The following is a 13,945-nucleotide window of genomic DNA, read 5'->3' on the forward strand; positions in this document are numbered from 1 at the left end:
ATTTCTTTTTTATGCATTTCTTTAAGCATCTATTTTATTATAACACCAAAATAAGTTAAAATATAATTATTTTAATTAAAACTAGAGTTAATAATATTTTGCACATCAATAGCTAATTGATGCATATTTGTATTGCAATAATTATCGTATTTTAAAGGAGGGTGAATAATTATTTCCACTACTTTTTTTTGCCAAAAGCGCTTATTTTTGATTTGACTGGCTCCTTTGATAGTTAAAGGCAAAATGGAAGCTTGACTTTTGCAAGCAATTTTGAAAGCCCCTCCTAAAAGTGGCATTGCTTGTTCATTATTTCTATCTTTAATACCTCCCTCAGGAAAAACTACCATCACCATACCATTTTTAACTTTGGGAACTGCATTTATTAAATTTTGGGCAGTTTTTCTGATTTCATCCCTTGAAATTACCATACAATCCAAAGACAAAAAAGCTAATTTTAAAAACCATGCAGTTCCAAAAAAACAATTAAAATTTTGTTTGGGAGAAAACGACAAAGTTCTCGGAATAACACTTGCAATAACAAAAGGATCAGTGTACGACTTGTGATTGGCATAAATAACAACGTTTTCTTTTGAAGGAATCAAATGGGGATTTTGAACTACTACTTTAATTCTTAAAAAACGGTTAACAAAACGCGACAAATTAAGAGAAACAAACCCTTTAAAATAATGGTTAGGAGGTAAAAAGGTCATCAAAACGAGACAAAAAACCAAAATTATAAACGTTATAAAAAAAGACAACAACAAACCAAAAATTAAATTAACTGGCAGTTTGTAGCAAAAAGAAAAATCAACTGGCATAGTTTTGGGAATTTGAAAAAAAACAAATGTAAACCAAATGGCAAAAAAAATAAAAGTCAACATTTGGGCGTATCTAATTTCTTTTGATAAATGGCAAAAATTAATTGTGGATGAATTTCTTTTTGGATTAATTGGTATTGTGATAAATCAATTTTGGGGAAAAAAACGTTTCCTTGATGTCTTTGTAAAATGTGTGTGATGTATAAAGTTGTTACCCAAGGTAAGGTTTGTTGATAGATTTTTCCTCCACCAATAATAAAAATTTCTTGGGCAACATCACTTTCCAAAAAAGATTGCAAATCAGAAACTACAGTAAAATTAGGCAATTCTAAATCATGCTTTAAAGAAGCTACATAAGTGTTTTTAAAATTAAAAGGCTTGTTTTTGAAATAACTTTTTAAAGATTTATAAGTTTCATACCCCATTAAAACATTTTTATTGAGGGTAATTTTTTTAAAATATTGTAAATCTTGGGGATAATGCCAAGGTAATTTGTTGTATTTGCCAATCAAATAATTGCCATCAAAGGCAGTAATTAAATTAATCATACAGCAATATCACCTTTCAAAATGCCATCACATTGATAATTTTTTAAAATAAAATCAATAAATTTAAAATCATCAATATTTTTAATGTCAGGATTTAAAATCATTTGAGGTAGTTTTTTAGGGGTTCTTTGAATTTGGGTCTGAACTTGTGTTATGTGATTGGAATAAATGTGGGCATCTCCTAAAGTGTGGATAAATTCGTAAGGTTGTAAGTTAGTTACTTGTGCTACCATCATAAGCAATAAAGAATAAGAAGCAATATTAAAAGGTATTCCCAAAAAAACATCTCCACTACGTTGATATAGTTGCAAGGAGAGTTTGCCTTGGTGAACGTAGAATTGAATTAAGACATGACAAGGCGGCAATGCCATTTGATTTAATAAGGAGGGATTCCAAGAATTAAGAATCAAACGCCTCGAATTGGGATTGGCTTTGATTTCAGAAATTAAAAATTTAATTTGATCAACGCCATTAAAATCGCGCCATTGTTTACCATAAACAGGACCTAAATTACCGTGTTTGGTGGCAAAAAGGGGATCATTTTTGATTTTTTTCACAAATTCTTTCAATGTTTCATTTTGAAAAAAATCTGATTGTTGATATTTTTGATAAGGCCATTCATTCCAAATATTAACATTATTTTGTACCAAATAAAAAATATTAGTATCCCCTTTTAAAAACCATAAAAGTTCGTGGATAATTGATCTAAGATTCATTTTTTTAGTAGTTAACAAAGGAAAACCTTCTTCAAGATTAAAACGCATTTGGTAACCAAAAACACTTTTGGTACCTGTATTAGTGCGGTCTTTTCTGAAACTGCCTTTTTGAAAAATAAAACGACATAAATCTAAATAAGTATTCATAATTTAAAACTCCTTGTTTTTTAATTGAACAAATGTTTGTTGTTTACAGGGACAAAAGATATAAAGCTTCTGTGTAAATGGCAGTTAAAGCAATTAATTGGTCAATTGAAATAGATTCATTTTTTTGATGAATTAAGGAAACTTCATCGACAAAAGTGGGTCCAAAAGGTACTAAATTAGGAGCACATTTAGCAAAAGAACCACCACCAACACACATAGGTTTGGAAAATAAATCATTAGTGTGTTTTTGATAAACTTTCAATAACGTTTGCATCAATTCACTTTTAGGATCAATATACATAATGGGATGATGAAGAGTAGTTTTGAGGCAAAAATGTTGATTATTGGCTGCTTTTCCTAATTGAAAAAGGATTTTTTCAAATGTAATTCCTTTAGGATATCTTAAATTAAGAGTGAAGAAGGTTTGATTATTTTCTAATTTTAAAACTCCAGAAAAACAAACTAAATTATAAGTTTCTTCATCAAAGTGATTAATGCCTAATTTTTTTCCATCCAGACTATCTAACAAATATTGGTCAAAAAAATCAACCAAATTATTTTTAATTCCCAATGATTTAAGGACTTTCATCAAATCATAAAGGGCATTTTCCCCTGTTTCAGGAGTCGAACCATGAGCAGAAATGCCATGCACTTCGATTTTTAACAAATCTCCTTGGGTTTCTAATGTGGCTTTGATATTTGTAGTTTGAACAAAATTATGGAATAAATCTAGGTAATTAGGATCAAATTTTAGAACTGCTTGTGCCAAATCAGGAACTACATTAGAGGCTTGTCCGCTTTGAATGCTTACAATTCTATTATCTAAAACTTCACCTTCAAAAGTCAAATCCCCAATTCCTTTTTCGCAATAAATAGCAGGAAAATGGCTGTCCGGAACAAAACCAGATACAGGTAATTCAGGAATTTGTTTAAAATAGTGTTTCATACAACGAAATCCAGTTTCTTCATCGACACCCAAAATTAATTTAATTCTTTTGGAAAGCGGTAAATTTAGTTCGTGCAATATTTTCAAAGCCCAGAAAGCTGCCATTGTAGGACCTTTATCGTCTTGTGTTCCTCTGCCATAAAGTGTGCCATCAACAATTAAAGCCTCATAAGGCGGATAGTACCAGCCGGTTCCTGCAGGAACAACATCCAAATGACCAATCATACCAACCCATTCTTTTTGGTCTCCGTATTCAATATGACCAGCGTATCCTTCCAAATTAAGGGTTTTAAAGCCGCTTTGGGATCCCAAATCAAGCATAAAATTAAGGGCTTGTTGGTTGCCTTTTCCAAAAGGAGCGCCTGTTCTATTAGGGTCAAAAGTAGTAAGTTCGGTGTTAATTTTTAATAATGTTTGCAAAGCCTCAATTAAGGCGTCTTTTCTTTTTAAAACCTCTTTTTTAAAATCAATCATTTTATAACCTCTTTTTTTATTATTTTTATTTTTTTTGGTAATTTTGTTAATTTTAATTTTTTGTTCGTTTTTTGTGTTGTTTTTTGTTTGTATATTTTATTGGAGGCACTTGCAAAATATAAAAACCAAAAATGTAAGCATAGATAAAGACATTTTTTATTAATAATTCTTTCATAACATCAATAATTTATCCACATAATAATCATATTTTTGCACGAAAATAAGGGAAAAAGGCATAAAGCAGAAAAACAAAAAATATTAATTCTACATTTATTTTTATATTTTATCTACACCCTAATACTTAAATTTTAACATTATTTTTAGCATTTAAAAAAAAGAAAAATATTTTTTTTATAAAAAAAAAGTGTTTCTTTTTCGTTTTGATTAAGTTATAATATTAGTGGATTTTAAAGGAATTCAAGAAATTTTAAAAAACCGCTAGTAATAAATTCGTTTAAAATTCTTTAGTTCATCTTAAAATTTTTGCATTTTACAAATTTGTGTATTTTGCAAAGATTAAGATATTAGAAAGAAAAATATAAAATCATTGAAAAATATTTACCAAAAACAACCTTGTTTAAAACAAAGGTTTATTTATTGTTTAAGTGCATTATTACTTTTGATCTTATTTGTAATAAGTTTTAATTGCACTTTAAAAGCTATTACAACAGAACCAATAGATATCAATACTATTGAAAAACATATAGGATCTTTTGAAAATACACCAAATGAAAAAAAAATAATTGAAAAATTTGCAAAAAATTACAAAAATAAAAGTGGTATTTCTATTGGAGAAGATTTAGAAGTTATTTCGATAATCAATAACAAAGCAATTATCAAAGCACAAGAAAATTCTAAAAAAATTAAAGGTCAAGTGGAAGTTATTTTTAATGTCAAAGAAGACCTAAATGATTTAATTAAAAATAAAGCTTTAGGGGAAATAGAATTAAGTAAAATGCACAGTGAGGCATTAGTTTCTAATGAGGATTTATTAAATGCAATCAAAGATAAAAATGATGGTTTAATAATTACAAAAGAAGATATTGATTTCCCTAAAAAAGATCGCGTAAAAGGTGTTATAACCATTCAAGCATTGGAAAAATCTCCTAAATATAAAGGAAAAGCTAAATTAAGTTATCAAATTAAAAAAATAAATAAAGAAGAGTTCATTGAAGAAATTAAAAAAAGTTATAATATTCCAATTGATTCATCCATAACAAAAAGTCAATTAGATGAAACAATTGAAAATGTAATTGCAGAAGAAATAGGAAGCCCAGATTCAACTAAAGAATTAGTTGTAAAAAGAGTTAAAGAAGCAGTAACGCTTTTATTAAGTGATAGCAATACTTTATCTGAAAAAATAACAACTTCTATGTCAAATGAAGAAGAGTTGCCAAATAACTCACAAACAATATTAACTCCTAAAATAACAAACGAAAAAACAGATAATAACGAAAATAAAAATTATGGATTTTATATTGTTATTGCTTCCATTATATTCATTTCAATCACTTTTTTAAGTTTGCTTTTTGTTATTTTTAAAAAAAGAAATATTCAATCATAATTAAAAAATATCAAAGAGGTTTATAACCTCTTTTTTATTTTATATTTATAAAAATATAAAAAATAAAATAGAAATGTTGGAAAAAAAGATAAGTGAAAATACCATCTTTTAAAAAAAACATAATTATTGCAATAATAATCTTTTCTATACTTTTAATAATGTTTGGTTGGTTAGGATGGCAAAATAACTTTTTTGCTTTAGAAGCTTCACAAAATTCTAATAAAAATACTTCTTTATCCTCCAAAAATTTTAATTATAATGATTTACAAGTTTTACCAAAAAAACAAAATGAAAAAATTGAAGAACAAGTTCCAGAAGCCAAAGAAAACAATTTAGATAATCCCAATCAAAAATCCCCAAAAACATTGTATCCACAAATAAAAGAAATTGAAGAAATAAAAGAACCACACAAATACAGACCAAAATCAACTCCCAAACCAAACCAAAACAACAGATCACAAACTATCAAAAAAAATCCTCATTTACAAAAAGCCAAAAATAAAAGAAAAATGATGCAAAAAAAACTAGTTTACCAAAATCAAAAAATTATAGATTTAAAAGAAAAAATCTTAATTTTGGAAAATGAAAAAAACAAACCCAAGGAACTAGAAAAACAATTTAGTGAACAAATTAAACCTCAATTAGAATCTCAAATCCAAGGAATGAATATTTATAATGTATATTTAGGAAAAAAAAGCGATAAAGATATGGCGTTAGGATGGTTACGAAAAAACTTTTCTAATCAACATTATCAAATTAACTTTTCTTATGGTTTGTATAATTCTCAAATTATCCAATCCACAGTTTTTTTTGATTCTCGCATCAAAGAACCACCACCCAAAAACCTTTTATTAGTTTATTTTGATGGAGGCACAAGAGATAAAGCTAATAATTGCTATTCTTTGGAGGCATTAAAAACTTTAGGTAATGGCGCTCAAAATATGTATATTCTTTGGCAAGATGAAAACCCTTTTAATGACAAAAACTTTATTCAAAACAACTTTTGCACTGACCTTATTTATGAAAAAGGCTCTTTTTTAGGTGGACCTTCTTATTTGAATGTCAAACATATTTCTTTAAAAAAAATTAATACTAATGAAATTATTGCCACTTTTCCTGTTGAATGTCAAATTGAAGTACCTTGTTCACTTGATGGACTAAATTTAGAGTTAAAATTTCCTTTTTATAATTACAAAACAGAAGGTTTGTTTTCGAATACTCATATCAAAAGTCTTAGAAAAATTAATGTATATTCTAAACACACAGGACAATCAAAAACACTTTATTACAAAATTTAAAAAAAACAGTAGATTGTAAATTCAATCTACTGTTTTTTAATATTTATTTAATTTGTTATTATTTAAAATAAATCTTCCCATCTTTAATAACAATACAATTACTAATTTGCTTTTGGGTAAGTTCTTCCAATTTGGTTTGTAATTTATTTTCAGAAACAAAAGGAAAAACACCAAAATTTAATAATAAACGACGAGCTTCTTGTTCAGTTTTAACTAAAGCCAAAACAGGGACGGATGGATGAAATTTAGAAACATTATAAGCATCTTCTAAATCATAAACAACAATTGCTTTAACAAAAGTGCGAAAAGCCAATTCAACAGCACTTAATAAAAGATTTTCTTTGAAGTTTTTAGGTTGATATACTTGTGATAAAGCTTGATAATTAACTACTTTTTCAGCTTGATAGTTAATTTTTTTCATATAAGTTACAGCTTCTACAGGATATTCACCTGAAGCACTTTCGCCTGATAACATAGTAAAGGTTGTACCTTCTTTAACTGCATTAAAAACATCAGAAGTTTCGGCTTTGGTTGGGCGTGGGTTTCTTTGCATGGATTCTAACATTTGAGTAGCTACTACAACTGGTTTACCGTATTCTAAACATTTATTAATAATACGCGTTTGGTAAAGCGGTACTAATTCACCATCAACTTCTATTCCTAAATCACCTCTTGCAACCATAATGCCGTCTGATTCTTGAATGATTTCTTCTAAATTATCAACACCTTCTTGATTTTCTATTTTAGAAATAATTTGGATGTTTGAATTTCCTTGTTCTTGTAAAATTTTTCTAATATCTTGGACATCTTGAGACTTTCTAACAAATGAAGCAGCAATATAATCAAAATCTTGTTGGGCAGCAAAAACAATATCTTGATAATCTTTAGGAGAAATAAAGTCCATTTCTAAATTAACTTTAGGAACATTTACACCTCTGCGAGATTTGATGGAGTGAGTATTTTTGGCTTTAGTAACTAATTGTTGTTTGGATTCATCTTTGCCTACAACTTCCAAAGATAAATATCCATCATCAATATTAATCATATCGCCAACTTTTAATTCATTGTATAAATTAGTATAACTAACTGAAAAAAGTTTAGCATTACCTAAAACTTCTGTCATAGATATTCTTACTTCAGAATCTTTTTGAATTGTTACTAAACCATCCAATTTGTGAGTTCTAATTTCAGGCCCTTTGGTATCTAACATAAGTCCTGTATGTTTGTCTAATTTATCGCTAATAGTTTTAATAGTTTTCATTAAAAGTTTAGTTTGTTCGTATTGAGCGTGAGAAAAATTAAATCTTGCTACATTCAAACCTGTTTGAATTAAAGCTTGTAAAATGTTTTTTTCATAAGAAGCAGGTCCTAAGGTACAAATTATTTTAGTTTTGTTCATGAATAGCTACATCCTTTTTTGGTTTTAAAAATATATAAAAATAATTGTCAAAATTAGTTAAATTAAAACATTATGACATATAAAAAAACTTAAATAAGAAATAAGCCAAAGTATAAATAATAGGTCCAATAATTCTAGTAGCAATCATAATGAAAGGTAATAAATTGTCTCTTTTACTTATTGACATTATTCCTAAATGTCCGGTTCCTCCTACACTTAAAGCACCTAAACCAGCTGTAAGAGATGTTTCAAAAGGATAAAAACCAAAAGCTTTAGAAAGAACAAAGGATATTAAAACAACTACCAATAAAGCAGTTAAAACCATAGTTAAAACAGGTATTTGTTTTATTCCTCCCATTAATTGTTGCCATTTAACTGTCATCCCTAAACCTGCTAAAATAGGAGTAGTGAAATTTTTAGATATTACTTGTCCTGCTTGAGAAATATGACTTTGATTTTCTTGTGATAATAAATTAAAAATTCTAATCAAAATTAAGAAAAGAATAAAATAAACTAACGATTCTAAATAAGCCCATAATAATTTATTTAAAAGACCACTTAAACTAAATAATACAAAAATCATTGTTAAACCCATGCCGATATTTTTATATTCTAAAGGAATTTTTTTCTCTGTTGGTTTGGGTGTAAGTTTATTATTTTTATATTCTAATTTTCCTTTGCCACTAAATTTAGTTTTATCAAAAACAACATACATTAAGCCAGCAAATAAAATACTTAAACATCTAGCCATAATTAAAGGCACTATAATTGCTGTTCTAATAGTTTTTTGATCTAATTGAGGAAAAGCTTCTTTATAAATGCCATTTGCAAAACCATTAATACCTAAATTGGTTCCCCCATTTGTTAACGGAACAGCTACATAAAAAATAGAGTCTAAAAACGAACCTTGAGTGCTAAATCCTTCTGGTTTTTGATAATTAAATAAATACCCCACAAAACCAACATTTAAAATAGCTATTAAACAAATGATTAATGTTAAAGGAAGAAACTTAGAAAGTGATCTTTTTAATAAATTTCTATCAACACTTAAAATACTTCCAGCAATAACACAAGTTATAAAAAAGTTAGCAAAATCAGATCCTAAATGATTATTTGGTGTTTTGGTACTGAAAAAATTTTCATTACATTTATCTGCTAAATCTTTCGGTATCCACCCTCTATAAACCAAATAAGAAGGAACAAAAATACAAAGCAAAAATCCTAATCCTATTTTATTTAAATAAGGGACACTATCACCAATAAAGTTAAGCCCGTATCCTAAGATAAAAATAATAAATAAAGGGGTTAAAAGAGGGTGATATAATTTTTTTATTCCCCATTCTTTAACTGCAAAAAGATGTAAAGCATAAACAACTACAAAAAAAAGAAACATTAAAGGGTGAAAACCAAAAATCTTTATTTGCTTGTCTTTTTTCATTATAAATTACTCCGATTCTTCACAAAAAATAAAATAACTAATAAATTCATAAATATGATGTAATATAAATAATTAATTTTATAAATGATTGATAAATTATTTTTTGTGATTTTTTTATTTTCAAAATTATTACCTAAATAATTAATTATGCATTCTTAAATAATAAAGTTAACAATCAAACTAGTTTTTTAATTAAACTATTTCCTGTCATTTCTTGAGGTTTTTTAATTTCCAATAAATCTAGCATTGTGGGCGCAACATCACATAAAGACCCTGGTTTTAAGACAACATTTTTATCTGTAACAATGAAAGGAACTAAATTAGTAGTATGAGCTGTGTGTGGATTCCCTTGGTTATCTTTCATTTTTTCGGCATTTCCATGATCTGCTACAATACAAGCTTTGCCTTTAACTGCAAAAATAGCGTTTAGAACTTCTTTAAGACAACTGTCTACTGTTTGAACCGCTTTAATAGTAGCATCTAAAAAACCAGTATGTCCTACCATATCAGGATTTGCAAAATTAAGAATTAAAGTATCGTATTTACGAGAAAAAATAGCAGTTTTAGCAGCGTTGGTAATTTCTAAAGCACTCATTTCGGGTTTAAGATCATAAGTTTTTACTTTGGGAGAAGGAATTAAGATTCTATCTGCATTTTTTAATTGTAGTTCCTTGCCACCATCAAAGAAAAAAGTTACATGAGGATATTTTTCAGTTTCCGAAATTCTTAGTTGGTGCATTCCTAAATTGGCAATTACTTCACCATAAATATTTTTTAAAGTTTTTTTTTCAAAAGCAACTACACTTTTAACTTGAACGTTGTATTGAGTCATTGTTACCAAAAAAAGATTATTTACTAATTTATTACCGCAAAAATTGGTTTTGCCCTCAGAACAAAAAGCATTAGTGGCACAAGGATTAGATAGAGCAGTTGCAAGACGCATAGCGCGGTCAGGACGAAAATTAACAAAAATAACTGCATCATTATCATCAATTAAACCATTTGGATCAGTAATGAAAGGAGTAATAAATTCATCTGTAATTCCTTGATTATAAAAATTTTGCATAGTTTTTTCTAATGACAAGGTAATAACAGGGGCTTGTTTGGATGTAAGCATATTATAGACTAAATTGATGCGGTCCCAATTATTATCACGGTCAAGAGCATAATATCTACCAGCAACAGAAGCAATATTAAAGCCGTAATCAAGAAGGTTTTTAATGTAATTAATGCCTGAATGAGTGCCTGTGTCTCTTCCATCAGTAAAAGCGTGTAAAAAGGTGTTGTTTGCTAAGTTATTTTCTTTTAATAAATCAAATAAAGCTTTAAAATGATCTAAATGAGAATGAATTCCTCCATCAGAGATAAGCCCTAAAAGATGAATTTTACTGTTATTTTTTTTAACATGTTCGATGGCTTGGAGAAATTGTTTGTTAGTAAAAAAAGTTTTATCACGAATAGCTTTATTAATTTGAGTAAGTGATTGATAAACAACTCTTCCTGCTCCTAAATTAAGGTGTCCTACTTCACTATTTCCCATTTGACCCTGGGGAAGGCCCACTTCTTCACCTGAGGCTTTAAGAGTGGTGTTGGGAAAGTTTTTTAAAAGATAATCTAGATAGGGAGTTTTTGCCAAATGAAAAGCGTTATTTTCTTTTTGGTCGGTTAAGCCTAAGCCATCTAAAATAATTAATCCTACAAATTTTTTAGTCATATTCCCAAACTCCTTACATCAAAAGACCATCTTAAACGATGGTCTTGTCAACAATAATGTTATTTTGTTTTTAGTTGGGATTTATTTTTTCAAATTATAAAAAGTTTTTAATCCTAAAAAGGGAGCTTCTACTAATTGGTCTTCAATTCTTAATAATTGATTGTATTTTGCAATACGATCAGTACGCGAACAAGAACCAGTTTTAATTTGACCCGAATTAGTAGCAACAGCTAAATCAGCAATAGTTGTGTCTTCAGTTTCGCCACTACGGTGAGAAATAACAGCGGTGTAAGAAGCTTTTTTTGCCATTTCAATTGTTTCTAGGGTTTCTGTTAGAGTTCCTATTTGATTTAATTTAATTAAAATAGAGTTTCCTATTTTGTTTTCAATTCCTTTAGCTAATTTTTGGGTGTTAGTAACAAATAGGTCGTCTCCTACTAATTGAATTTGGTTACCTAATTTTTGGGTTAAGTATTTCCATCCATCCCAATCATTTTCATCAAGTCCGTCTTCGATTGAAATAATTGGATATTTAGCAACTAAAGTTTCGTAATAATGAACTAATTCTTTGCTACTAAAAGATTTATTATTTTCAGATGCAAGAACGTATTTTTGAATTTTTTTATCATAAAACTCGGAAGCTGCAACGTCCATTCCTAAAAAAATATCTTTTCCTGGCTCGTATCCTGCACTTTTGATAGCTTCCAAAATGATTTGTAAGGCTTCTTCGTTAGAATTAAGGTCAGGTGCATATCCACCTTCGTCTCCTACTGTAGTTGGAAGCCCTTTTTGTTTTAAGATTTTTCCTAAATGGTGAAAAACTTCAGCCCCGTAACGTAAAGCTTCTTTAAAAGATGGTGCTCCAATTGGTAAAATCATAAACTCTTGAAAATCAACACTGTTAGAAGCGTGAGCTCCGCCGTTGATAACATTCATCATAGGAACTGGCATTTGTTTAGGCCAAACGCCTCCTACATATTGATAAAACTCAAGATTTAAGTAGTTAGCTGCAGCTTTAGCACAAGCCAAAGAAACACCTAAAATAGCGTTAGCACCTAAATTAGATTTGTTGGGAGTTCCGTCAACTTTAATTAATAATTTATCAATTAAAGTTTGTTCTAAGACAGAATAACCTTCTAATTCTGGTTGAATAACTTCAGTAACGTTTTTAACAGCTTGCAAAACACCTTTACCTAAAAATCTTTTGGCATCACAGTCTCTTAGTTCAACTGATTCGTGTTGTCCGGTAGAAGCTCCTGAAGGAACAATAGCTTTTCCAAACGCTCCTGATTCTGTATAAACTTCCACTTCTACTGTAGGGTTTCCTCTTGAATCTAGCACTTCGCGTGCTAAAATGCTTTCAATATATGGCATAATTAATACTCCTTTTTTAAATTAGTTTTTAATTATAAAATGAAAAATAAAATAAATTTTGTTTGTGGGACAAATATTTAAATTTACTAACCATAAATATTATAATGGTTTTTTGCTAAAAAATGTATTTTAATGTGTAATAAATGAATATTTTTGTAATAATTGCAATTATGGTTTTAATAAAGCAAACATTTTTTGTTTGTATATTTCTACTCCGTGTTGATTAAAAGGGTTAATTCCTAACAACAAACCTGACATTGCACAAGCTTTTTGGAAAAAATACGCTAAATATCCAAAATGATAGGCATCCAAAGTAGGAATGACAATTTCTAAATTAGGAACTTTTCCTTCAATGTGGGCTTGTCTAGTGGCTTGAAGAATTTTTTGATTAATTTGAGAATAAGTTTTTCCAGCTACATAATTAAGATTGTCAAGTTCATTTAGAATATGAGGAACAACACAATCATCTTTTATTGATGAAACATTTAAAACTGTTTCAAAAAGCATTTTGGTGCCTTCTTGGATAAATTGCCCTAAGGAATGCAGATCAGTAGAATTATTGGTGGCTCCTACAAAAAGCCCTTTTTCTTCTTTGCCCTCAGATTCAGCAAATAATTGTTTCCACCATTCAGAAAAAGAAAGGAGATTTGGTTCGTAACTTACCAATATTTCCATTTTTTTGTTTTGTTGGGTATGGAATAAATACCTTGCTAAAGCGTACTTATAGGCTTGATTTTGCAAAAGGTCTTCTTGAAAAGTATCGTGATAAGATTGCAAAGCACCTTTCATCATTGAGGCAACATCTAAATTAGCAAAAACAAAAGGAAGGATGCCTACGCTTGTAAAAACACTAAATCTTCCGCCCACAGAATCAGGAATAACAAATGTTTGATAACCTTCTTTAAGAGCTAAATTTAACAAAACGCCTTTTTGGCTGTCGGTAGTTACAAAAATACGATTTTTGGCAAGTTGTTTGCCATATTTTTCTTCTATTTCTTTTTTCAAGATTCTAAAAGCAAGTGCTGGTTCCAAAGTGGTGCCTGATTTTGAAATAACATTAATTGCCCAATTTTTGTTTTTAAGAAAATGGAGCAAATTAGTTAAGTAATTGCCTGATACTTGATGACCTGCAAAAAGAATTTCTGGCTTAGTTTTTTTAAAGGGTGTTTGCAAAAATTCAATTCCTGCTTTAGCTCCTAAATAAGAACCTCCAATTCCAATTACTACTAAAACATCTAAATTGGGGTGGAAATTTTTTAGTTGTTTCATTTTTTCAATTTCTTTAAAATCAAAATGTAAAGGTAGTTCTAACCAACCCAAATATTTTTCTTTTAGTTGTTTGTCTTGATGTAATTTTTGGTGTATGGACTTAATTTGAGGGGCATAAGTTTGGGTATGTTTGCGCCAATCTAAAAAATTATAAATCCCTTCAAGGTTTAATTTCAACATTGTGTAATTTTACTCCTTTTATTTTTTTTTATTTGGTGCTTTATTCTATTTTTATTAAAT

At 28.7% G+C, this 13,945-nt stretch carries 11 protein-coding genes; 2 read left to right on the forward strand and 9 right to left on the reverse strand.

Annotation, left to right across the window (positions count from 1 at the left end):
- Nucleotides 1–71: 71 nt before the first annotated feature.
- From AYWB_RS02035 to pepV, 4 genes are read right to left on the reverse strand one after another with little or no spacing between them, the layout of a single operon-like run.
- Complete coding sequence (locus tag AYWB_RS02035) at nucleotides 72–881, reverse strand: lysophospholipid acyltransferase family protein (RefSeq protein ID WP_011412709.1); 810 nt, start codon at nucleotides 879–881, stop codon at nucleotides 72–74.
- Nucleotides 875–1,366: a dihydrofolate reductase gene (locus AYWB_RS02040; protein ID WP_011412710.1), complete on the reverse strand. Its 492-nt coding sequence runs from the start codon at nucleotides 1,364–1,366 to the stop codon at nucleotides 875–877. Before AYWB_RS02040 ends, AYWB_RS02035 begins: the two co-directional genes overlap by 7 nt.
- A complete protein-coding gene (locus AYWB_RS02045) occupies nucleotides 1,363–2,229 on the reverse strand; it encodes a thymidylate synthase (protein ID WP_011412711.1) in 867 nt (288 codons plus the stop codon). Before AYWB_RS02045 ends, AYWB_RS02040 begins: the two co-directional genes overlap by 4 nt.
- Nucleotides 2,230–2,272: 43 nt before the next feature.
- Entirely contained in the window at nucleotides 2,273–3,649 is a 1,377-nt protein-coding gene (gene pepV / locus AYWB_RS02050) for a dipeptidase PepV (RefSeq protein ID WP_011412712.1), read from the reverse strand.
- Nucleotides 3,650–4,196: 547 nt separating this feature from the next.
- On the opposite strand from pepV, the gene AYWB_RS02055 reads away from it, so the two are divergent.
- Nucleotides 4,197–5,213, forward strand: coding sequence for a hypothetical protein (locus tag AYWB_RS02055; protein ID WP_011412713.1), 1,017 nt, complete (start codon nucleotides 4,197–4,199; stop codon nucleotides 5,211–5,213).
- 92 nt (nucleotides 5,214–5,305) lie between these two features.
- Nucleotides 5,306–6,511: a hypothetical protein gene (locus AYWB_RS02060; RefSeq protein WP_011412714.1), complete on the forward strand. Its 1,206-nt coding sequence runs from the start codon at nucleotides 5,306–5,308 to the stop codon at nucleotides 6,509–6,511.
- Between the two features lie 58 nt (nucleotides 6,512–6,569).
- Here the strand turns inward: AYWB_RS02060 and pyk are convergent, their stop codons facing one another.
- From pyk to AYWB_RS02085, 5 genes are all read right to left on the reverse strand, one after another.
- Nucleotides 6,570–7,910 (reverse strand): pyruvate kinase, encoded by a 1,341-nt coding sequence (pyk, locus tag AYWB_RS02065; RefSeq protein ID WP_011412715.1) that lies wholly within the window; start codon nucleotides 7,908–7,910, stop codon nucleotides 6,570–6,572.
- 70 nt (nucleotides 7,911–7,980) lie between these two features.
- Nucleotides 7,981–9,348, reverse strand: a complete 1,368-nt coding sequence (locus AYWB_RS02070) for a 2-hydroxycarboxylate transporter family protein (RefSeq protein WP_011412716.1) — start codon at nucleotides 9,346–9,348, stop codon at nucleotides 7,981–7,983.
- A 175-nt stretch (nucleotides 9,349–9,523) separates the two neighbouring features.
- Nucleotides 9,524–11,062 (reverse strand): 2,3-bisphosphoglycerate-independent phosphoglycerate mutase, encoded by a 1,539-nt coding sequence (gene gpmI / locus AYWB_RS02075; protein WP_011412717.1) that lies wholly within the window; start codon nucleotides 11,060–11,062, stop codon nucleotides 9,524–9,526.
- Between the two features lie 81 nt (nucleotides 11,063–11,143).
- A complete protein-coding gene (gene eno, locus AYWB_RS02080; RefSeq protein WP_011412718.1) occupies nucleotides 11,144–12,436 on the reverse strand; it encodes a phosphopyruvate hydratase in 1,293 nt (430 codons plus the stop codon).
- 168 nt (nucleotides 12,437–12,604) lie between these two features.
- A complete protein-coding gene (locus AYWB_RS02085; RefSeq protein WP_011412719.1) occupies nucleotides 12,605–13,885 on the reverse strand; it encodes a glucose-6-phosphate isomerase in 1,281 nt (426 codons plus the stop codon).
- Nucleotides 13,886–13,945: the final 60 nt, after the last annotated feature.

Source organism: Aster yellows witches'-broom phytoplasma AYWB (genome assembly GCF_000012225.1).
Taxonomy (GTDB): domain Bacteria; phylum Bacillota_I; class Bacilli_A; order Acholeplasmatales; family Acholeplasmataceae; genus Phytoplasma.

Excerpts from the sequence above, each read along its gene's own strand:
- AYWB_RS02045 (WP_011412711.1), bottom strand. The coding sequence starts at position 2,229 with ATGAATACTTATTTAGATTTATGTCGTTTTATTTTTCAAAAAGGCAGT.
- AYWB_RS02035 (WP_011412709.1), bottom strand. The coding sequence starts at position 881 with ATGTTGACTTTTATTTTTTTTGCCATTTGGTTTACATTTGTTTTTTTT.
- pyk (WP_011412715.1), bottom strand. The coding sequence starts at position 7,910 with ATGAACAAAACTAAAATAATTTGTACCTTAGGACCTGCTTCTTATGAA.
- AYWB_RS02070 (WP_011412716.1), bottom strand. The coding sequence starts at position 9,348 with ATGAAAAAAGACAAGCAAATAAAGATTTTTGGTTTTCACCCTTTAATG.
- AYWB_RS02040 (WP_011412710.1), bottom strand. The coding sequence starts at position 1,366 with ATGATTAATTTAATTACTGCCTTTGATGGCAATTATTTGATTGGCAAA.
- eno (WP_011412718.1), bottom strand. The coding sequence starts at position 12,436 with ATGCCATATATTGAAAGCATTTTAGCACGCGAAGTGCTAGATTCAAGA.
- gpmI (WP_011412717.1), bottom strand. The coding sequence starts at position 11,062 with ATGACTAAAAAATTTGTAGGATTAATTATTTTAGATGGCTTAGGCTTA.
- pepV (WP_011412712.1), bottom strand. The coding sequence starts at position 3,649 with ATGATTGATTTTAAAAAAGAGGTTTTAAAAAGAAAAGACGCCTTAATT.
- AYWB_RS02085 (WP_011412719.1), bottom strand. The coding sequence starts at position 13,885 with ATGTTGAAATTAAACCTTGAAGGGATTTATAATTTTTTAGATTGGCGC.